The following is a 20,395-nucleotide window of genomic DNA, read 5'->3' on the forward strand; positions in this document are numbered from 1 at the left end:
GAGTTCTCGATGCGGTCGGAGAGCAGTCGAAACGGCCGGCCAAGACCAAGCCAAGACCCCGGTCAAAGGGGTGGGCGCCGTACGGCGGGAGGGTCGGCGTACGGCGCCCTGGGGAGGGGGCAGGTCCAGCGTTAGAGGTCAGGCTGGGGCGTCGGGGGCGATCAGGCGGGGGTAGTGGGCGGCGAAGAGGTGGAAGACGACTCGGGACGGGAGGATGTGGCCTCGGGGTGGGATGGTGACGGCGACGCCGTAGCCCCAGAGGGCGGCCTTCATGCGTTGGTTGGGGGTGCCGTGGTGGCCGGCGGCATCGAAGCCGCAATCGCCTAGCTGGTAGAACATCTGGCCGAACTCGCGGACCGACTTCCAGTGCATCCCCTCGCCACGGGCGTGGGTGAGGAAGTACGCGCTGAACGAGTCAGCCATCAGCTCCGCCCACCGGGACGCCTCGGGCGCGGTCAGGTCGGGGCGCATCAGCGAGTCGGCGAACTGGACGTGGTGACCGAACTCATGTGCAAGGATCGCCTGCGGCGCGACGCTGCCGAGTCCGACGAGGGAGAACCCCTCCATCACGCCGTCGCCGTACGCGATCCGCTTGGGCGACTTGCCGTACCCGGGGATGTCCTCGCCACCAGGAGCGGCGAACGCGTTGAACGTGAAGATCGGCAGGTCGCCGTACCCGAGGGCCGGGCTGTTCAGCTCGTGCGCGACCAGATCGGCCGAGACGCGGGACTGGGCCGGGTCGAAGCCGTACAGGGTGGTGAAGACGCGGTAGTTGACCTCCGCGTCGAGCATCACGCGGCCATGCGCGGGCACGAGCTGGATGCCCCGCGACGGGATGTCCCAGAACTTCTGCAGGTCCTTGAAGGTGCGGGTGACCGTGCGCGTGTACTGGCCGTGCGAGCCGAACGTGAACGGGCCGGTCTGCGGCAGGTACGCCGCATCCATCAGCGCCATGTTGAACAGCAGCACGTGTACGACGGCCAGCCGTTGCTCGGTCGTCCAGTTCGTCACGTCGGGCATCACCGCGGCCACTACGGGCGGGGTGGCGTCGGAGCACTCGTACTGCGTGGGATCGATCGCATCGAGTACGGCGTCCTGCACCGGGTTGTCCTTCACCCCGAGCTTGGCCTTCACCGCCTCAGCCTTCGCACGCATCGCCGGCAGCTCGTCGAGGATCTGCTGGGTCTGAGCCGAAGGCGTGGCGGGAGAGGGGGCCGCAGTGGCGGCAGACGGGGTGGTGAGACCGAGTGTGAGGCCGAGAGCGGCGACCACCGGCCAGATCAGGCGTTTTCTCATCGGGGACTCCTGGAAGCGGCAGGGAGTGGGCGGCATCAGTAGACCCCGCCACAGTGGGCTGCTGGGGCGTTTGGAGCTGTCAGAAACCGGCATGGCGAGAACCTGACGACGGTGGTACACAAAGGCATGGAAGCGCTCCAGGCGCTCGGCCTGTCCGCCGCGGCCGAGACACTGCTCCTGCACCTCCTGCAGAACCCCGACACCACGCCGACCGATCAGGGCCCGGTCGACGAGCTGATCGCCCTAGGACTGCTGGAGCGCGTCGACGAGACCCTGGTGGTCCGCCCGCCGCGGCTGGCCATGGACGCGCTCGCGGAGCAGCACACCAAGCAGGCGGCCCTGGCCCGGGAGAGCGCCGACCTCCTGACAGAGCTCTGGAAGTCCGCCGCAGGTCGTCAGGACTACCTTGAGGTGCTTCCGACGTACGCCGCCTCCCAAGCGGTCCTGAACTCCGTCCAGAAGGACGCACAGGACCACGTACGGGCGATGACGATGGGCAACCTCGCCGCCCGCGAACTGCAGATCGTCGAGGGCATGTTCGACGCACTGGACCGTGGTGTCCGGTACGAGGTCATCTACGGCGCCCACGTCCTCCAGGACGCGAACGCGCTGCACATGGTCCAGGCGTGCATCGACGCCGGTGAGCAGGCCCGGGTGTTCCCGTCCGTACCGCTCAACATCACCATCGTCGACGACCGCTGGGCGCTCGTCGGAGCTCGCTCGGAGGTACGACGGGGTCCGGAGTTCGTCGCGATGGTGGTGCACGATTCACCGCTGCTCGCCGGGCTGGCCCGGATCTTCGAGGCGTTGTGGCGGATCGCCGTACCGATCACCGGCGGGACCGAGCTGAACGACGTGACGGCCGCGCCGAGCCTGGAGGCGAAGCGGCTGCTGACGTATCTGAGTGCCGGTCTGACCGATGAGTCGATCGCGCGCGAGTTCGGCGTCAGCGAGCGGACGATCGCGCGCCGGATCGGCCGGTTGCAGGAGGCGCTCGGTGCGCAGACCCGCTTCCAGTTGGGTGTTCAGGCCAGCCGACAGGGCTGGCTCTAGTCACTACGCTGGCGGTGTGATGGAGATGAGCCGGGCGAACTTCGAGGCGCTGGTCTCGCAGGCACTGGACGAGATACCCGAGGAGCTCGGGCTGCTGATCGAGAACGTGGCCGTGTTCGTCGAGGACGATCCACCGGCCGACGGTCCGGACCTGCTCGGGATCTACGAAGGCATCCCGCTGACCGAGCGCGGCAACGACTACGGCGGCGTCCTGCCGGACCGGATCACGATCTACCGGAACCCGACGCTGGCGATCTGCGAGACCTTCGGCGAGGTCCTCGACGAGGTGAACGTCACCGTGGTGCACGAGATCGCGCACCACTTCGGCATCGACGACGCCCGCCTGCACGAGCTGGGCTACGACTGAGTCAGGAGCGCGAGAACAGCAGCTTCCACGGCATCAGGGCCGACTCGAGCTGCACCTTCAGGCTCATCTTCGAGGCACCCGCCGTGCGCTCCTCGAACCGGATCGGTGTCTCCGCGATCCGGATGCCGCGCTTGACCGTCCGGTAGTTCATCTCCACCTGGAACGAGTACCCGTTGCTCTCGATCGAGCCCACGTTGATCCAGCGCAGCGTGTCCGCCTTCCAGGCCTTGAACCCGGCCGTGGCGTCCTTCACGTGCAGCCGCAGGAGCGTGTTCACGTAGAAGTTGGCCCACGCGGACAGTGCCCGCCGGTGCCAGCCCCACTCGGCCGCCGCTTCGCCGCCCTCGACGTACCGGGATCCGATCACGACGCCGGCATCCGTCGTACGCAGGATGTCGACCATGGTCGGGATGACCGAGGCCGGGTGGGACAGGTCCGCGTCCATCTGGATGACGATGTCGGCACCCTCGTCGAGGGCGCGGGTGATCCCGGCGATGTACGCGCGGCCGAGACCGTCCTTCACGGTCCGGTGCAGTACGCCGACCTGCTCCGGCGACGCCTTGGCCAGCTCGTCCGCGACGTCACCGGTCCCGTCCGGAGAGTTGTCGTCGACGACGAGCATCTCCAGGCCGGGCAGGTTGAGGTCGGACAGCAGCCCGGCCAGCACGGGCAGGTTCTCCCGCTCGTTGTAGGTCGGCACGACGACCACGATCTTGGCTAGCTCACCCATGACTTTCCTTTGTCGGAGACCCCGGACGCTATCGCATCCATAGTCCTAGGGTGACCAACGCCCTCACAACGCGGCGAGTGCCTCGGCCGCGGTGGCGTAGATGCGGAACTGGGTGCCTAGGCCGGTTACGGACAGGGGGCGGTCTACCGGGCGGCCTACGCCGACCAGGGCGAGGGTGATGTTGTGTTCGCCGGCGAGGGTGCGGGCTTCTACCAGGTTGCCGAGGCCGGCGGAGCTGCAGAAGGTGACCGCGGAGACGTCGATGAGGACGAGGCGGGCCGGCGGGGCGACCGCGGCGCGGATCGATTCGGAGGCGAAATCGGTGGTCGCGATATCGATCTCACCGGACATCCTGACCAGCAGTACTCCCGGTTCCAGTTCCTCGGTCACAGCGTCGAAAGTGGTTCTGATCATTTCGCCGTCCCGCGGCTCTGGGTGGCTTGTCACGCCGGAATCTCCTCGGGTAGCGCCACAGACGTTCGGTCGGTCCTGGCGGGTGGAACTGCCCTGCTCTCACCGTATGCCCCAATGACCAAGCGTCACAACGGGACCCAGCGCGGTGATAGACAAGAACTGTGGGCGTACTCGACGGCAAAGCGGCTGCGCGCCGCCGGAGTGCTGTTGCTCTGAGCACCGCTGACCTGATCGCCGATGTCGACGCCGCCGCGGATCCAGCCGTGGCGGAGGTGCTGTCGCGGTACTTCCAGCTCAAGCCCGGTGGGTACGGTCACGGCGACCAGATGATCGGCGTGAAATTGTCGACGATCCGCGGCATCCTCAAGCCGTACCTGCGCGCCGACCTCCCGCTGCCCGAGCTCGAGCAGGCCCTCACCAGCCCGATCCACGAGCACCGCCTGACGATCCTCTGCCTACTCGCCGACCGTGCGTCCCGCAGTCTCAAACCGCGTACGGCGAACCCCGCCGAACTTGCCGCTGTCCACGAGCTGTATCTGCGCAGTACGGCGTACGTCGACAACTGGGACCTGGTGGACTGCAGTGCTCCCCAGGTGGTCGGCGGCTACCTGCTCGACAAGCCTCGGGACGTCCTCTACACCCTGGTGCGGTCGGCATCGTTGTGGGAACGCCGGATCGCGCTGGTGGCGACGCAGTTCCTGATCGGGGTCGGGCAGACCGCGGACACGTACGCGCTCGCCGCCGAGGTTCTCGATGATCGGGAGGACCTGATCCACAAGGCGTCCGGCTGGATGCTGCGTGAGGCCGGCAAGCGGGTCTCGGAGCAGGAACTGCTGGACTTCCTCGACCAGTACGCACCGCAGATGCCCCGAACGATGCTGCGCTACGCGATCGAGCGGCTGGACCCCGCCGTCCGCAAGAGCTACCTGGCCGCCCGCTAGCTGGTTGCCGCCAGCAACAAGTCAGCTCGCGGTCGACGGTGTCCGGGAGTCGGCGTACGGCGGGGCTTCGAGCGCGCAATGGGTGTGGTGGTTCACCTGGACCGTGGGCTTCTTCGTGTGGTCCCCGATCGTGAACCACGCGATCACCGCACCCGCCGCCGCGAGCACCGCCGAGATCCACAGCGCCTTGCCGAACCCGCTGTGGAAGGCCTCCGGGTCGCGGTACGTGTCACCGGTGATCCCGGCCGCCATCGGGATCGCGGCGACCGCCATCAGCTGCGCCGACCGGGCGACCGCGTTGTTGACGCCGGACGCGATCCCGGCGTGGTGATCCTCCACCGAGGACAGCACGGTCGCGGTGAGCGGCGCGACCGTCGAGACCAGGCCCAGCCCGAGTACGACGACAGCGGGCAGAACGGTGGTGAAGTACCCGGATCCCGGCTTGATCCGCAGCATCAGAAGGAAGCCGCAGGCCATCAGGAGCGGGCCGACCGTCATCGGGATCCGGGCGCCGATCCGGTCGGACAGACTGCCGGCGTACCCGGACAGGCCGAGCATGAGCGCGGTCATCGGTAGCAGGGAGGCGCCGGCCCAGAGGGCGCTGTAGACGAGGACGGTCTGCAGGTAGACGACGACGAGGAACGTCGCGGTGCCAAGAGCGCCGTACACGACCACTGTGACCAGGTTGGCGCCGGTGAAGCGGACGTTCTTGAAGATGCCTGGCGGCAACATCGGGTGCGAACTGCGCCGCTCGACCTCGACGAAGACCGCCAGCGCGGCCACACCGATCACCAGGCTGGTCGGGACGCGTGGACTGGTGAAGCCGCCGTCGCCCGCGCCGATCAGGCCGAAGGTGAGTCCGGCGAGGCCGATCGTCGCCAGGATCGCGCCGTTGATGTCGAGCTTGCCGCCCGCCGACTCGTCGCGGGTCTCGGGGACGTGCCGGAGGGTGACCAGGACGGTGACCACCGCGATCGGTGCGTTGAGCAGGAAGATCAGCCGCCACGAGCCGCTGTCGACCAGGCTGCCGCCGACGAACGGGCCGATCGCCGCGGCGACCGAGGTGAGCCCGGACCAGGTGCCGACCGCCTTGCCGCGATCGGAGTGCTGGAAGGACGTCTGCAGGATGGCCAGGCTGCCTGGGGTGAGCAGGGCGCCGCCGATGCCCTGCAGGACCCGGCCCGCGATCATCACCTCGACGTTCGGCGCGACCGTACACAGCACCGACGCGGCCGCGAACCAGATCACGCCGGCGACGTACGTACGCCGCCGTCCGAGCCGGTCGCCGAGCGAACCGCTGAGCAGGACCAGCGAGGCGAGCATCAGCATGTAGCCGTTCACGATCCACTGCAGACCGGCCATGTCGGCACCGAACTCTTCACCCATCGCGGGCAGTGCGACGTTCACGACCGTGCCGTCCAGGAACGCCATCCCCGACCCCAGCGCCGTCGCGGCGAGGACCCAACGGCCCCGGCTGGTCCCTAGCGCGATCCGCTCATCGGTCATGCAGGACAGCGTAGGCTCAGCGCGGCAGATTGAGCTGCAGTACGACGAGGGCCTTGCTGGCGGGGATGTCGGGCTGGATCGCGAGGTTCGGCGGGTCGCCGACCGCGCACCGGATATCGGTCAGCAACGGGCAGACGGCGTTGAGCAGTCCGCTGGTCACCGAGACACTGGTCGGCAGCGTCCCCTCGGCGGCCGAGCTGATCGGCCGGATCGCCGCTCCGGCCCGGTTCGTCGTCGACGGCTTGCTGATGACCGAGGATCCGGACAGCCGATAGGTCAGCCGGAGCTGGGTCGCCGCGATCGTCAACGGGATGTCGGCCTGCCGGTTGATCGTGGTCTCCTCGAGCGGCACCGGCTGGTCGTCTGCGACGATCTTCAGGTTCGTCACCTTGGGAGTGGTCTTGACCATCATCCCGGACAGGTGCTCGCCGGAGTCCGGCAGCTGGACCTGCAGGATGTTCAGGGCCTCCGGCAAGAGCACGTCCTCGGTGATGTCGAACGACCCGTCCTTGTGCGGTACGGCGACCAGCCGGATGCCCGGCTTGCTCATTCCGGTTCCGGGCGCTACCGGAACGGTCGGCTCCGACGTCGGGCTGACGGAGCCGGTGTCGACTCCCGGACTGGGCGCGACCGGGGTGTCGCCACCGGTCGAACAGGCGGCGGTCGCGCTGAGCCCCAGAGTCAGCGCCACCGCCGCCATCATCCGCACTGCGGTGCGGCTGAGATCCTCCACCCCCGATGCACCAGGGAGGAGCTCACGAGCCGGAAACCTGAGTACCGGCATGAGTCATCGCCCCCCAAACGGTCCTGGCCGGAAAACCCTACCTCTGGCGGTCGGAACGAACTTGGGCATACGATACGCCCGAATTAGTGGGGTGCGGCAATTAATGCCGTATTTTTCCGTGATCTTCGGAGGGGGAAGAGAATGCAGAGACGGAGCGTGTCCGGGCAATTCCGGTCAGTATCTCAACAGATATTATCGAGAATTCCCGGTCCGGTAATTCGGAGGGTGATTCCGCTGCTGCTGGGGGTAGCGGTGGTGGCGGTTCCGGTCGTACTCGCGGCGCCGTCCGACGCCGCCGCCGGCGGCAACCTGTACGTGGTGCAGGGTCTGCCCGGCCGCAGCCTGGACATCAGCATCGACGGCAAGTCGGTCGCCACCGGCGTCCAGACGGCGAAGCTGGTCGGGCCGTTCGGTGTTGCCTCGGGCAAGCGGATGATCACCGCCAAGCAGGACGGAAAGCTGGTGATCCAGCGTCAGGTGACGGTGGGCTCCGGCGCGAGTATGGACGTGGTGATCCACCAGCCGGCCTCGCCGACCGGTGCACCGGTGATCACGTCGTACCCGAACAAGCTGAACTCGATCCCGGCCGACAAGGCCGCGCTGCGGGTGGCGCACACCGCCGCCGTCGGCCCGGCCGACATCCGGGTGAACGGCAAGGTGCTGTTCTCGAACGTCGCGAACGGTGAATCGCTGGACGTGGTCGTTCCGGCCGCGACGTACAAGGTCGAGATCGTGCCCACCGGCGCGACTTCACCTGTTGTTCTCGGTCCGTTGGACCTGCCGGCCAAGGCCGGTTATCTGACCCGGGTATTCGCGGTCGGCGCACCGAGCCAGAAGACGATGACCGTTGCCGTCGGCACCATCAAACTCCCGGCCACCGGCTCGGGTAAGCCGACGTTGGTGAACACCGGAACCGGAGGACAGGCGGCAGGGCTTGACCAGGCGCGAAACTCTGCCGCGTCCAACGGATCCGGCCTCTGGGCCATCGCGATTCTGGCCGGGTTGCTGGCCGTCGTGGTGTCGGTCCGGAGGACGGCCCGGAAGGCGGTCCGTCGCTGAGGGCGTGGCTGATCGGGCCGGCACTGTGCTGTCTGGTCCTGGCGGGTTGCACCGCCAGGGCGGACAGCGCCGTGTCCACCTCTGGGACGGGTGGCGGCGCCTCAACGCCGGCGCCGTCGTCCGTCCCTGGTTTCACCGGCGAGATCACTCCGACAATCCCGCTGCCGACCGATCCGGGCACCGCACCGCCCGGCCGGGTCGGTACGCCGGCTCCCAGCCAGCGCATCCGCTTCGTCCCGGAACAGGTCGTGCTGCCCGGCGGCGCGGCGGCACCGGTGCTGCGGGCAACGACCGTCAACGGTCAGCTCCAGGTTCCGGCCGAGCCCAAGCGGGTCGGCTGGTGGGACGGTGGTGCGCAGGCCGGAGACCCGTTCGGCTCGGTCGTGCTGGCCGGTCACGTGGACAGCAAGAACGAGGGCATCGGCTACTTCGCCCGCCTGCGACAGGTGAAGACAGGCGAGGTCGTCGTGGTGCACGGCGCCGGACACACGGCGTCGTACCGGGTCACCTCGATCGTGTCCGTACCGAAGGACGCGCTCGCGACCAAGAGCGGCGCCTTCGACCAGACCGGCGCACATCGACTCGTGCTGATCACCTGCACGGGTGCGTACAACGCCTCCCGCGGTGGCTACGCGGACAACCTGGTGGTCACCGCGATCTCACTGGGCCTGGCGAAATAGCTCGTACAGCTTGAGGATCTCGCGGACGTCGGCGAGCGTGCCCTTCTCCGGTGGCTTCCCGGCCAGCACGCTCTCGCAGAAGTGCACCACCTCGGGCACGTAGCCGAGGTAGAACAGGTTCTTGTTGTAGAGCTGCCCGAGCGAGAACTCGGGCTCCCAGTGCAGCGGCGCGACGGCGTCGTCGGTGATGAACGACGCCGATCGCCCGTACGGAAGGTTGGCGCCGGCGCGGTAGTACGTGAGCCGGACCCCGTTGTCCACAACGATGTTCGCGCCGTCGCCGACGACCTCGACCCGCTCGAGGGGAGCTCCGTTCGCGGACCCGGCCGCGAGGTGGAGGGTGCCGACGGCGCCGGATTCGAAGAGCAGGCTGGACACGCTCGCGCCGGTCCGCGGCTCCCATTCGTAGCTGAGCCGCCGTACCGGGCCCATCAGGTGGGTCAGGATCGCGCCCGGATGGAAGATGTGGTCCAGGAAGCCGATCATCTTCACGGCGTCGGACCGGTCGGCCGGGGCCGGGAGCGCCTGCGGGTACCGGACCGAGATCGAGGTCGCCGGACCGAACTCCGGCGTGGTCAGGATCGCCTTCACCTTCTCCATCGCCGGGGTGAAGATCTTCTTCAACCCGGTCATCACCGTCAGCCCGGTCTCGTCGGCCACCGCCTGCAACTGGTCCAGCTGGACGAGCCCGGCCGCGGTCGGCTTCTCCATCCACACGTGGGCGCCCGCGCGCAGGCAGTCCTCGGCCAGCGCAGTCGCCTGTACGTCGCCATCCGCCGTGTAGGACGTGACGATGAAGACGGCGTCGGGCCGCTCCGTCGCCAGCATCTCCCGGTGGTCCGAGTACGCCGACGGTGCGCCGAAGGTCCGCGCGTACGTCTGGGCCCGGTCGAGCTGGACGTCGCAGACGGCCACCAGCTCGACGGGCGCGTACTGGAAGGTGGGATAGACGTTGCGGTACGAGTGCCCGCCCGCACCGATGAAGGCGCAGCGCAGGCGCTCGGCGTACTCGAATTGATAGGTCACGGTCATAGCCCGCCAGCTTGGCCGCTCGGGAGGCGCCGGTACAGGGCCATCTCGGCAATAGTGGACCTAGGTCTACCGCCGCCTGGGGAGCTCGCTTCCTGTCGGGGCGGCCCGCCGCCGACAAGGCTGGCGGTATGAGATTGACGAGGATTCGTCCTGCCCGTCGACTACTGGTCGCGGTCGGGATCGCCGCCGGACTGGTCGCCGTGCCGCTGTCCGTCCCACTCGCGGCCACCGCCGCCGCATCGCCCAACGGGGTCTGGCAGGCCGACGGCTACGGCACGCTAGTTGCCATCGACAACGGTAAGGCCCGGCTCTACCAGACGACCGGCATCAGTTGCACGCCGAACCCCGCCGAGTACACCCAGGACGGGACCACCTTCGCCGCCGACGGCGAGCAGTCGTTCACCTTCACCGTCCGGCGCGACCGGGCCGCGCTGCACCTCGAAGGTGACGTCGGCGAGAAGCGACTGCGCCGGCTGCCGAAGCTCCCGGCGCTCTGCACCAAACCGGGGGCGACCGGTCCGCTGGCGACCTTCGACCAGTTCTGGACCACGTTCGACGAGAACTACCCGTTCTTCGCCGCGAAGGGCATCGACTGGGACGCGGTCCGGGCGAAGTACCGCCCGCAGGTGACCTCGGACGCCGCGCTCTTCGACATCTTCACGAAGATGATCCGGCCGCTCGGTGACGCCCATACCGCGATCACCACGCCGGACCGCAGCGTCACCGGCGTCCGGCCCGGAACCACGTTCCCGACCCCGGACCTCGAGACGAACGTGATCCGCCCGTACATCGAGGACACCACGTTGCGCGGCGTCCACTACACGTCGTACGCGAACGACCTGATCGGGTACGCCCAGCTCCCCGGCGGGATCGGGTACCTCCGGGTCGTCGGTTTCCTCGGGTACGGCGACGTCCCGCACTACGCCCCCGAGAAGGAGGTGCTCGACCGGACGCTGGACACGATCCTCGCCACCAAACCACGCAAGCTGATCCTCGACCTGCGCCTCAACGGCGGCGGCTCCGACCAGCTCGCGCTCGATCTGGCCTCCCGGCTGACCGCACGGCCGTACTTCGCCTACGCGAAGCGGAACCGCAACGACCCCGCCGATCCCACGGCGTTCACTGCGCCACAACCGGCGTACGTCGTACCGACCTCGCGGTCGAAGTTCACCGGGCCGATGGCGATCCTGACCGGCGGCTCGCAGCTGAGCGCGGGCGAGACGTTCACGATGGCGATGATGAACCGGACCCCGCGGCCGATCCGGATCGGCCAGAACACCCAGGGCGTCTTCTCCGACACCATGAACCGCACGCTGCCGAACGGGTGGCAGTTCAACCTGCCGAACGAGGAGTACCTGACCGCCGGCGGGACGACGTACGACGGTGCCGGGATCCCGCCCGACCTCCGCCGACCGGTCTTCACTCCGGCCGAGCTCACCGGCCACCGCGACTCCGCCTTCACCACCGCATTAAGGCTGCTGAAGCAGCGGTAGGCTCGGCCGTTATGGCCAGGTATTTCGACGTCCATCCGGAGAATCCGCAGAAGCGGTCGATCGGGCAGGTGGTGGAGCTGGTCCGCGAGGGCGGGCTGATCGCCTACCCGACCGACTCCTGCTTCGCGCTCGGCTGCCAGCTGGGGAACCGGGACGGGATCGACCGGATCAAGATGATCCGGCACCTGGACGATCGGCACCACTTCACGCTGGTCTGCCAGGACTTCTCCCAGCTCGGGCAGTTCGTGCACATCAGCAACGCCGTCTTCCGGTCGATCAAGGCGGCGACGCCGGGCAGCTACACGTTCATCCTGCCGGCGACCAAGGAAGTGCCGCGGCGGTTGCTGCACCCGAAGAAGAAGACCGTCGGGGTGCGGATCCCGGATCACGTCGTCGCGCAGGCCCTGGTCGCCGAGTTGGGTGAACCGCTGGTCTCCAGCACGCTGCTCCTCCCGGACCAGGAGGAAGCGATGACGCAGGGCTGGGAGATCAAGGAAGAGCTGGACAACCAGGTGGACGCGGTGATCGAGGGCGAGGCCGGGACCGAACCGACCACGGTCATCGACTTCTCCGACGATGTGCCGGAGATCGTCCGCGTCGGAGCGGGGGATCCGAAGCTGTTCGAGTGAACCCTTGCGGTCGGGTAACGAATGCCCGATCGTGGCGGATGAGCGTTAATCAGTTACCTCACCCGCCCCGGAGGAACTCATGCGACGTCTGCTGTTCGCTGCGCTGGCCCTGATAATGATGGCCGGCGTCCCGGCCCCGGCGTACGCGTATGCGAACGCCTTCTTCCCGACCCAGAGCAGTGGGAACCGCGGTGCCGACGTACAGGCTCTCCAGTTTCTGCTGCAGCACAACGGTCAGTCGGTCACCGCGGACGGAGTGTTCGGCGCGACAACGGTCACCGCAGCCAAGGCGTTCCAGACGGCGAAGGGCCTGGGCGTCGACGGGATCGTCGGCCCGCAGACCTGGACCGCGCTCGTGCCGACGATCCGGTCCGGTGACAACAACGCGGCAGTGAAGGCCCTCCAGGTCGAGCTGAACGCCAAGCGCCGGCTGAGCCTGCCGGTCGACGGAGTATTCAGTACGGCGGTCCGCGACGCGGTCGTCGCCTTCCAATCACACGCGGGGATTGGCGCGGACGGGATCGTCGGCCCGATCACCTGGAAGAACCTCGCCTGGCACTACGACTACCCGGACTTCACCGCGAACTTCTGCGACCAGGACCCGGACGGCAACGGTACGGCGGCCAACTGGGCCGCAGCCGCTCCGGTCGCCCAGATCGAGGCCGCCGCCCGTTCGTTCGCAGCCACGGGCCAGGGCAAGGTGCCGTACGGCGATGCCGGGTTCGAGCACGGCGGTGACATCCCCGGTCACGCCAGCCACGACAACGGCATGGACATCGACATCTGGCCGATCCGCACGGACAACGGGCAATGCACCGCGGGCCGGATCACGTGGGAGTCGGCCACCTACGACCGCGCCGCCACCCGGCAGCTGATCCAGGCCGTCCGCGCGGCCGCCCCGGGCCACGTCAAGTACATCTGGTTCAACGACCCGACCCTGATCAACGAGGGCCTGACCATGAACTGGCCGGCCCACGACAACCACTTGCACGTCCGCTTCTGCGAGAAGGTCCACCCGAACAGCACCTACGTCTGCTGAATTGCGTACCTAAGGACAGGTAGTAGTCGGCATTCCGTGGCCGGACCGGGCCTGCCCAGGCGGGCGACGGGGTCTACGTATACGACTACTACCTGTCCTTCGGTACGGATCGAGTGACTCGGGAGGTAGAAATGGTGCGTGACGGAAACCCTGGAACTGAGTCCGGACGAGTTGTTGACCACCACCCGGACGGTCCGTAAGCGGCTGGATCTCGAGAAGCCGGTGCCGATGGAGTTGATCCGGGAGTGCATCGAGATCGCGCTACAGGCGCCGTCGGGGAGCAACCGGCAGACCTGGCACTGGCTGGTGATCACGGACGCGGACAAGCGGGCGGCGATCGGTGAGTACTACCGGCGCGCGGTCGAGTCGTACCTGGAGGGCCCCGGCGCGGCCGGCAAGTTGTACGCCGACGACCCGGTGCGCGCGCCGATCCAGCGCCGGATCGGCGACGGCGTGGCCTACCTGGGTGAGCGGATGGGCCAGGTCCCGGTGCTCGTGATCCCGTGTCTCGAGGCGAAGAACCTGCCGGCCGGGAACCAGGCCGGTCTCTGGGGCTCGATCCTCCCGTCGGCCTGGAGTTACATGCTTGCCGCCCGCGCCCGCGGACTGGGTACGGCGTGGACCACCCTGCACATGAACTACGAGCAGGAGGTGGCCGACGTACTCGGGCTGCCGGAGGAGATCCGGCAGACGGTGCTGATTCCGACCGCCTACACGATCGGGACCACCTTCAAGCCGGCCCCGCGGCAGCCGCTGGACGACGTACTCCACGTCAACGGCTGGTAGTCAGGAGGCAGCCATCTCCTCGATGGTCAGACCGCTCAGCACCGAGCGCGGCTCGGTCACGGTCAGGTCCACCGAGGGGTCGGCCGCCGAATCCTTCACCTTGACCAGCAGCCAATCCGCGCCGGTCCGGGTGAATGCCCATGCGCCATCCAGCTTGACGCCGTGAAATTGCACTTTCAAATGCCCGCGTTCGATCGCCGCCGCCGGGTCCACCAACTGCCGCCGATCATCGCGGGTCAGATTGGTGAACACCCCGGCGTCCCAGACGATCACCGCGCCACTGCCGTACTTGCTGCCTTCGTGCACACCTTCGTACGACGCGTACTCCAGGTCGTGGTCGGTGGTGAACACCGCGAGCCGTTTCACGGTCGGATCCAGCGACGGACCACGCGGAACCGCCCACGATTTCAGGACGCCGTCGACCTCGAGCCGGACGTCGTAGTGCAGCCGCCGGGCATCGTGCAGTTGCACCACGAAGATGGGCTTGGACGACGCCAGGCCGTGGCTGCCTGGGTCTGCTCCTGGACGTCCGGCGATGCCAGAATCTTACGCCGAGGCCCGGGGGACAGTGCTTCGTGAACAATCGGAGTTACCGCTAACGGTCTTTCCTGTAACGGTTGTAGGGTGGCCTTTGGTTGAGAAGCCAGCCCCCGAGCGCTGGCTTTGTTTCCCTAAGAGGGCGACGATGACCGATCTCCAGCACCACCCCAGAGCAACGCGACACCACCACCCCGTTCCTTCCGCCCCTGTCCAGAAGAAGTCAGGTGCCATGCCAGTAGCCACTGCCCCGGCTCGGCCCACCGCAGTCCAGGTCCGCATCGGCGGTCGCTGGATCGCCGGCCAGGAGGTCGGTCGCCGCGCCGGGACGTCCGGTGCCGACGAGGTTCTCGTCAGCCACCACGGCCATCTCGTCTGGATCGACGAACAGTCGGTGCGCGAGCCAAGCTGAAACTCCTTACAGGTAAGGGATTTCAGCAGAGAGCTTTCGCAACCAGACTACCGATCTCGACCGCCGTCGCCCGTCACTAGCCCGTTCGCCTCGCCCGAGGGCCTGGCCGGCGGCCGCTGCCTGCTGTTCTTCCGTACGCTCTCCTCGTGGAGTTGCGGCAGTTGGAGTACTTCGTGGCGGTGGCTCATGAGCGGAGCTTCACGCTGGCTGCGCGGCGGCTGCATGTGGTGCAGAGCGCGGTGAGTGCCGCGATCGCCGCACTCGAGAAGGATCTGAAGGTCACGCTGTTCGAGCGCAGCGCCCAGCGGGTGGTGCTGACGGAGGCGGGTACGGCGCTCCTCCCGGAGGCGCTCGCTGTGATGGACGCGGTGCAGGGGGCTCGGGATGTCGTGGACGAGCTTGGTGCAGGGATGCGCGGATCGGTGCGGGTCGGACTGTTGCCGGGGCTCGGGCTGATCGACCTGCCTGCGGCGGCCGGCGAGTTCCGTCGGCGGTATCCGAACGTCGAGTTGCAGTTGAGGGTCGACGCCGAGGGGTCGGCCGGGGTTGTGGTCGGGCTGCGGAACGGGGATATCGACGTCGGGTTCCTGGGGATTGCGGCCGGGAGTGTGCCGCGGGAGCTGACGGCTTGGGAGTTGCTTCGGGTGCCGCAGGTCCTCGCGGTGCCGGTCGGGCATCGGCTCGCCCGGCGGCGGTCGGTGGCGCTTGCTGATCTGGCCGATGAGGCGTTCGTGGACTTTCCGCCTGGGTTCGGCACCCGGACCTTGATCGATCAGGCCTTCGAGGCGGCTGGGATCGCTCGGCATGTGGTGGTCGAGGCGCTGGGGATCGAGAACGGTGTGCAGTTCGTGGCGCACGGGGTTGGGCTCGGCATTCTGCCTGGGTACGCCGTGAGTGGGGTGGAGGCGATCCGCGTCGTACAGATCGCGGACGAGTCGTTCCAATGGTCGCTGTACATGGCGACGCTGAAGAAGCGGAAGCCGACCGCCGCCCTGCGTGCCCTCCTCGGCCTCGTCAGCACCCACCTTCGCCAGCCCGAAGGCACCCAACTCGGCCGCGACGTGCATCAACAGAATTGATTTACCCATCGAGTTGATTCGTTGGACTTGATGCAGACTCCGCAGCAAGATCTTTGGTGTCAGCAAGAACCGCACCGAGATCGAGGAGTAGGACGATGACCGAGAACACCACCGCCGGACGGGTCGCGATCGTGACCGGTGGATCGAGCGGGATCGGCCGCGAGGCAGCGGCCCGGTTGGGCCGGGACGGCTACGCGGTGGCGATTGTGTACGCCGGCAACCAGGCAGCTGCCGAGGAAGCCGTCAAGGAGGTCGAGCAGGCCGGCGGCCGGGCGATCGCCGTACAGGCCGATGTCGCCGACGAGACCGCGGTGGCCGCGCTCTTCGACCGGACCGAGCAGGAGTTCGGCGGGGTCGACGTGGTCGTGAACGCCGCCGGCATCATGCCGCTGTCGCCGCTCGCCGACCTGGACCTGGAGGTCTTCGACCGGGTCGTGCGGACCAACCTCCGCGGGACGATCGTGGTCGACCAGCAGGCGGTACGGCGACTCCGCTCCGGCGGCGCGCTGATCAACGTCTCCAGCTCCCTCACCAAGCTGGCCCGGCCCGGGTACTCCGCCTACTCCGCCACCAAGGGCGGGGTCGAGGCGATCACGCTGATCCTGGCCCGCGAACTGCGCGGCCGCGACGTCACCGTCAACACCGTGGCGCCTGGTCCGACGGCGACCCCGTTGTTCTTCGAGGGCAAGCCGCAGGAACTGATCGACCGGATCGCCGCCGAGCCGCCGCTCGAGCGCCTGGGTGAGCCCTCCGACATCGCCGAGATCATCGCCTTCCTGGCCGGCCCGGCCCGCTGGATCAACGGCCAAACCATCTACGCCAACGGTGGCTCCGCCGCCTGAATCCCTCCACGTGGAAAGGAAAGTGTTGTGAGCAAGACAGTTCTCATCAGCGGTGCGTCGAGTGGCTTCGGTGCTCTGACCGCTCGCGCTCTCGCCGACGCCGGACACACCGTGTACGCCGGGATGCGTGATGTCGCCGGTCGCAACGCAGCTGCCGCGGCGGAGGCCAAGCAGTACTCGACCGAGCACAACGTCGACCTTCGCGCCGTCGAGCTGGACGTCAGCACCGACGCCTCCACCCAGCAAGCCGTCGCGACCGTGATCAGCGAGCAGGGGCGTCTCGACGTACTCGTGCACAACGCCGGTCACATGGTCACCGGGCCGTCCGAGGCCTTCACCCCGGAACAGCTCGCCGCCCTCTACGACACGAACGTCGTCGGCACCCAGCGGCTCAACCGCGCCGCCCTCCCACACCTTCGTGACCAGCAGGACGGCCTGCTGGTGTGGGTCGGTAGTTCGAGCACCCGCGGCGGCACCCCGCCGTACCTCGGCCCGTACTTCGCGGCGAAGGCAGCGATGGACGCCCTGGCGCAGAGCTACGCGCTCGAGGTCGCGCGGTTCGGGATCGAGACGACGATCGTCGTACCGGGCGCCTTCACCCACGGCACGAACCACTTCGCCCACAGCGGCTCACCGGCCGACGCGGACGTGGTCGCGGCGTACGAAACGAAGTACGCCGGACTGATGGAGCAGGTCAGCCAGAAGCTCGCCGAGCTCGAGCCGGAGTGGGCCGATGTCGCTGAGGTCGCCAAGGCGATCGTGACTGTGGTCGGCACCGAGAAGGGCCGGCGGCCGTTCCGGGTCCACATCGACCCGTCGGACGACGGTGCCATGGTGGTGAACGGCGTCGCGGACCGCGTCCGTACCGAGCTGCTCCGCCGGATCGGCCTCGACGACCTCCTCCACCCGGTGGCCGGATGATCGACCTTCACGCGCACTTCCTGCTGCCGGAGTACGTCGCAGCGGCGGAGCGAGCGGGACACCTTCGGCCAGACGGGATGCCCGGTTGGCCGAAGTGGTCTGTCCGGGAGCACCTGGACGTCATGGACGCGGCCGGCATCGAGAAAGCCGTGCTGTCGGTGCCGTCGCCAGGCGTGTACTTCGGCGACGACTTCCGCGCCCAGGTGCTCGCGCGCCGCGTCAACGAGGCCGCGGCAGAACTGGCTCGCGAGCACCCCGACCGCTTCGGCTTCTTCGCGAGCCTGCCGCTACCGGATGTCGAGGGCGCGCTGGTCGAGGTCGACTACGCGTACGACGTCCTGCACGCCGACGGCGTCGCTCTCCTGAGCAATGCCGGCGGGATGTATCCGGGCGAGCCGTCCTGGGAGCCACTGTGGCGGGCGTTGAACGCCCGGTCGGCGATGGTGCTGCTGCATCCGACGTCCCCACCACAGTGGCGGCAGGTCGCGCTCGACCGGCCCCGACCGATGATCGAGTTCCCCTTCGACACCGCCCGCGCGGTCACCGATCTCGCGCTGACGGGCGTGCTCACCCGCTACCCCGACATCCGCTTCGTCGTCGCCCACGGCGATCTGCTCCCGGTGCTCGGCGAACGCATCGACTCGTTCCAAGGGACGTCGAGCGTGGCCACCCAGCTGAAGAACCTCTCGTACGCCGTCGGCAGCGGCTACTGCTGCACCGTCGCCGCGTAGTCGAGCACGAACTTGATCGAGCGCTCCTGCTCCTCGGCCGTCCCGACCGGGCAGAACAAGAACTCGGTCGCCCCGGCATCGGCATACCGCTGGATCTCCTTCGCGACCGCCGCCTCGTCCCCCAGGATGGCCGTGTCCTCGGGTCCGGCCTTGCCGCCACGATCCAGCACCGCCCGGTACGCCGGCATGTCGCCGGCCGGTCCGAACCGTTGCCGGATCCATTCCCGGGTCCCGTCCGGATCGTCGGTCAGCGCCACCGCGACACCTGCGATGACCTCGGGCCGCGGACGACCGGCGGCGGCCTTGTCGATGGTCGGGCGGATGTAGGTCTCGATCACCTCGGGTCCGACCCAGCTGGTCGTCGTACCGGCGGTGAGTTCGCCGGCGATCTTCAGCATCTGCGGACCGAGGGCGGCCAGGATCAGTTCGGGGGTCTCGGTTCCGTGGATCTCGAGGTGGCCGCGGGCGGTCAGCCGCTCGCCGGTGTAGTTGGTGGGTTCGCCGGCGAGCAGTGGCCGCAGGGCTTCGACGTACTCGCGCATGTACCTGGCCGGCCGGTCCATCGAGAGCCCGAACATGCCCTCGATGATCTGCGGGTGGCTCGACCCCACGCCGAGGGTCAGTCGGTTGCCCGACACCGCCTGCACGCTGAGCGCCTGCGCCGCGAGGGCGATCGGGTGGCGCGGATACACCGGCACGATGCCGACCCCGAAGCGGATCGTCGAGGTGTACGGCGCCGCTCCCGCGATCAGCGTGAGGGCGTCCCAGCCGGTGCGTTGGCTGAACCAGATCCGGTGGACACCGGCCTCTTCAGCGGTCTTGGCGGCCGCGCCGACCTCGTCGATCCGGCGGCCTTCTTCGTCGATCCACAGTCCGATTCTCATGTCTTCCAGTGAATGAGCCACGGGCCTGTCGACCAAGACGCAGCTACGCTGTGCAGCGATAGCGAATCGTGATCGCTGGGGGTCTCCATGGAGCTGCGGCAACTGCGCTACTTCGTCACCGTCGCCGAGGAACTCCACTTCGGCAAGGCCGCCGAGCGGCTCAACATCGTCCAGCCCGCGGTCAGTCAGCAGGTCGCCCGGCTCGAACGCGAACTCGGCCTGAAGCTCCTCGACCGCTCGTCCCGGCACGTCCGGCTGACCGGCGACGGTGAGCGGATGCTGCGGGAGGCACGGACGGTTCTGGCCGCTGCCGACCGCGCCACCGAGGTCGCCGCGGAGCTCGCCTCCGGGCAGGCCGGCGTACTGCGGATCGGCACCGCCGCGGGTCTGCGGGACCGGCTCGAACGCGGGCTCGCGGCACTGCGGCAGACGACTCCCGGGATCGAGATCAAGCTCAGCTCCGGATCGGCCGCTGAACATCTGGAGGCGATTCGGGCCGGGGAGTTGGACGTGGCGTTCGTTCGGGGCGAGGTCGCGGCCGCCGATCTGCGGGTGGACGAACTGTGGCGGGATCCACTCTCCGTTCTGGTGCCGGCGGCGTACCGGGCTGATGACGGGGTCAAGCTGATCGACCTCGCCGGTTTGCCGCTGCGGTTGCCTCCGGATCCGTGGCTGCACGAGTACGTCGTCAGTGCGTGTCGCCAGGCCGGATTCGAGCCGGAGCTGGGTCGGCCGGTGGATGACCTGGAGGCGGCGGTCGTCGAGATGTCGGCCGGAGCGCCTGCCTGGACCGTGGTCTACGGGACGTCGTGCGAGACCGCGGAGGGCGAACCGTTGTGGATGGGACCGCTCGCTCCGTCGCTGAGCGCGCCTGGTCAGTTGGTCGTGTCCAGCCGGGCGCCGGCGTGTGTCGACGTACTGATCTCCGCCTTCGGCTGAGCGGGTGGCCCCCGGCGGGCCCTGACAGCACCGCCGGGGGCGAGTGTTGATCTCTCAACAAGACTGGGATCGTACGCGGGAAAACCTGTTCCGAGGAGGGCTCGTCTCATAAATGAACGCGTCGACGGTTTGGTGGCTCCCGGTGAGCGGTCGCTGACGCTGCGGGCTTATCGTTGGTACTTGCAACCAAATATCCGGCTGGGTGAGGACCCGACGGCCGTTTCCGCCCCGGGGTAGCGCT

Annotated in this window: 23 protein-coding genes; 14 read left to right on the forward strand and 9 right to left on the reverse strand. The window is 68.2% G+C overall.

From position 1 onward, the window contains the following. Positions 1 to 138 precede the first annotated feature (138 nt). On the reverse strand, positions 139 to 1,296 hold the full coding sequence (locus AB0L70_RS08945) for a hypothetical protein (protein ID WP_363681647.1): 1,158 nt from the start codon (positions 1,294 to 1,296) through the stop codon (positions 139 to 141). Between the two features lie 126 nt (positions 1,297 to 1,422). Between AB0L70_RS08945 and AB0L70_RS08950 the strand changes: the two genes are divergently transcribed. Together AB0L70_RS08950 and AB0L70_RS08955 are read left to right on the forward strand one after the other, a co-directional pair. Beyond that, the gene (locus AB0L70_RS08950; protein WP_363681649.1) at positions 1,423 to 2,349 is read left to right on the forward strand and encodes a hypothetical protein; all 927 of its coding nucleotides are present in this window, start codon (positions 1,423 to 1,425) and stop codon (positions 2,347 to 2,349) included. Between the two features lie 16 nt (positions 2,350 to 2,365). Beyond that, positions 2,366 to 2,716: a metallopeptidase family protein gene (locus tag AB0L70_RS08955; protein WP_363681651.1), complete on the forward strand. Its 351-nt coding sequence runs from the start codon at positions 2,366 to 2,368 to the stop codon at positions 2,714 to 2,716. Between the two features lies 1 nt (position 2,717). Here AB0L70_RS08955 and AB0L70_RS08960 read toward each other — a convergent pair whose 3' ends face one another. Beyond that, complete coding sequence (locus tag AB0L70_RS08960; protein WP_363681653.1) at positions 2,718 to 3,446, reverse strand: polyprenol monophosphomannose synthase; 729 nt, start codon at positions 3,444 to 3,446, stop codon at positions 2,718 to 2,720. Between the two features lie 63 nt (positions 3,447 to 3,509). Then, a complete protein-coding gene (locus tag AB0L70_RS08965; RefSeq protein ID WP_363681655.1) occupies positions 3,510 to 3,860 on the reverse strand; it encodes an STAS domain-containing protein in 351 nt (116 codons plus the stop codon). Positions 3,861 to 4,021: 161 nt separating this feature from the next. Here AB0L70_RS08965 and AB0L70_RS08970 point away from each other — a divergent pair, with 161 nt between their 5' ends. After that, a complete protein-coding gene (locus tag AB0L70_RS08970) occupies positions 4,022 to 4,801 on the forward strand; it encodes a DNA alkylation repair protein (protein WP_363681657.1) in 780 nt (259 codons plus the stop codon). A 21-nt stretch (positions 4,802 to 4,822) separates the two neighbouring features. On the opposite strand, the gene AB0L70_RS08975 is transcribed toward AB0L70_RS08970, so the two are convergent. Continuing rightward, positions 4,823 to 6,307, reverse strand: a complete 1,485-nt coding sequence (locus AB0L70_RS08975) for an MFS transporter (RefSeq protein WP_363681659.1) — start codon at positions 6,305 to 6,307, stop codon at positions 4,823 to 4,825. Positions 6,308 to 6,323: 16 nt separating this feature from the next. Next, on the reverse strand, positions 6,324 to 7,040 hold the full coding sequence (locus AB0L70_RS08980; protein ID WP_363681661.1) for a hypothetical protein: 717 nt from the start codon (positions 7,038 to 7,040) through the stop codon (positions 6,324 to 6,326). A gap of 276 nt (positions 7,041 to 7,316) precedes the next feature. On the opposite strand from AB0L70_RS08980, the gene AB0L70_RS08985 reads away from it, so the two are divergent. After that, on the forward strand, positions 7,317 to 8,150 hold the full coding sequence (locus AB0L70_RS08985; RefSeq protein ID WP_363681663.1) for a DUF4397 domain-containing protein: 834 nt from the start codon (positions 7,317 to 7,319) through the stop codon (positions 8,148 to 8,150). A gap of 71 nt (positions 8,151 to 8,221) precedes the next feature. Then, the gene (locus tag AB0L70_RS08990) at positions 8,222 to 8,830 is read left to right on the forward strand and encodes a class F sortase (protein WP_363681665.1); all 609 of its coding nucleotides are present in this window, start codon (positions 8,222 to 8,224) and stop codon (positions 8,828 to 8,830) included. Here the strand turns inward: AB0L70_RS08990 and AB0L70_RS08995 are convergent. Continuing rightward, the gene (locus tag AB0L70_RS08995) at positions 8,810 to 9,862 is read right to left on the reverse strand and encodes a Gfo/Idh/MocA family oxidoreductase (RefSeq protein WP_363681667.1); all 1,053 of its coding nucleotides are present in this window, start codon (positions 9,860 to 9,862) and stop codon (positions 8,810 to 8,812) included. The genes AB0L70_RS08990 and AB0L70_RS08995 overlap by 21 nt on opposite strands. 128 nt (positions 9,863 to 9,990) lie before the next feature. Between AB0L70_RS08995 and AB0L70_RS09000 the strand changes: the two genes are divergently transcribed. The 4 genes from AB0L70_RS09000 (at position 9,991) to AB0L70_RS09015 (ending at position 13,809) form a co-directional block, all read left to right on the forward strand. Beyond that, a complete protein-coding gene (locus AB0L70_RS09000; protein WP_363681669.1) occupies positions 9,991 to 11,355 on the forward strand; it encodes a S41 family peptidase in 1,365 nt (454 codons plus the stop codon). A gap of 11 nt (positions 11,356 to 11,366) precedes the next feature. Continuing rightward, positions 11,367 to 11,984 (forward strand): L-threonylcarbamoyladenylate synthase, encoded by a 618-nt coding sequence (locus AB0L70_RS09005; protein ID WP_363681671.1) that lies wholly within the window; start codon positions 11,367 to 11,369, stop codon positions 11,982 to 11,984. A 79-nt stretch (positions 11,985 to 12,063) separates the two neighbouring features. Further along, the gene (locus AB0L70_RS09010) at positions 12,064 to 13,023 is read left to right on the forward strand and encodes a penicillin-insensitive murein endopeptidase (protein WP_363681673.1); all 960 of its coding nucleotides are present in this window, start codon (positions 12,064 to 12,066) and stop codon (positions 13,021 to 13,023) included. Between the two features lie 138 nt (positions 13,024 to 13,161). After that, a complete protein-coding gene (locus tag AB0L70_RS09015) occupies positions 13,162 to 13,809 on the forward strand; it encodes a nitroreductase family protein (protein WP_363681675.1) in 648 nt (215 codons plus the stop codon). On the opposite strand, the gene AB0L70_RS09020 is transcribed toward AB0L70_RS09015, so the two are convergent. Further along, entirely contained in the window at positions 13,810 to 14,346 is a 537-nt protein-coding gene (locus tag AB0L70_RS09020) for a DNA polymerase ligase N-terminal domain-containing protein (RefSeq protein WP_363681829.1), read from the reverse strand. Positions 14,347 to 14,569: 223 nt separating this feature from the next. After that, on the reverse strand, positions 14,570 to 14,707 hold the full coding sequence (locus AB0L70_RS09025; RefSeq protein WP_363681677.1) for a hypothetical protein: 138 nt from the start codon (positions 14,705 to 14,707) through the stop codon (positions 14,570 to 14,572). A gap of 197 nt (positions 14,708 to 14,904) precedes the next feature. Here AB0L70_RS09025 and AB0L70_RS09030 point away from each other — a divergent pair, with 197 nt between their 5' ends. From AB0L70_RS09030 to AB0L70_RS09045, 4 genes are all read left to right on the forward strand, one after another. Beyond that, positions 14,905 to 15,837 carry a LysR family transcriptional regulator gene (locus tag AB0L70_RS09030; RefSeq protein WP_363681679.1) on the forward strand — a complete coding sequence of 311 codons (933 nt, stop codon included), beginning with the start codon at positions 14,905 to 14,907 and terminating at the stop codon, positions 15,835 to 15,837. Between the two features lie 95 nt (positions 15,838 to 15,932). Then, positions 15,933 to 16,679 (forward strand): SDR family oxidoreductase, encoded by a 747-nt coding sequence (locus AB0L70_RS09035; protein ID WP_363681681.1) that lies wholly within the window; start codon positions 15,933 to 15,935, stop codon positions 16,677 to 16,679. 27 nt (positions 16,680 to 16,706) lie between these two features. Continuing rightward, a complete protein-coding gene (locus AB0L70_RS09040; RefSeq protein ID WP_363681683.1) occupies positions 16,707 to 17,600 on the forward strand; it encodes an SDR family oxidoreductase in 894 nt (297 codons plus the stop codon). Next, a complete protein-coding gene (locus AB0L70_RS09045) occupies positions 17,597 to 18,331 on the forward strand; it encodes an amidohydrolase family protein (protein ID WP_363681685.1) in 735 nt (244 codons plus the stop codon). The genes AB0L70_RS09040 and AB0L70_RS09045 overlap by 4 nt, the downstream gene beginning before the upstream one ends. Here AB0L70_RS09045 and AB0L70_RS09050 read toward each other — a convergent pair. After that, a complete protein-coding gene (locus AB0L70_RS09050; RefSeq protein WP_363681687.1) occupies positions 18,307 to 19,215 on the reverse strand; it encodes a TIGR03564 family F420-dependent LLM class oxidoreductase in 909 nt (302 codons plus the stop codon). The two genes, AB0L70_RS09045 and AB0L70_RS09050, sit on opposite strands and share 25 nt — an antisense overlap. 87 nt (positions 19,216 to 19,302) lie before the next feature. On the opposite strand from AB0L70_RS09050, the gene AB0L70_RS09055 reads away from it, so the two are divergent. Further along, a complete protein-coding gene (locus AB0L70_RS09055) occupies positions 19,303 to 20,154 on the forward strand; it encodes a LysR family transcriptional regulator (protein WP_363681689.1) in 852 nt (283 codons plus the stop codon). Positions 20,155 to 20,395: the final 241 nt, after the last annotated feature.

The organism is Kribbella sp. NPDC051952 (assembly GCF_040680855.1).
GTDB lineage: Bacteria > Actinomycetota > Actinomycetes > Propionibacteriales > Kribbellaceae > Kribbella.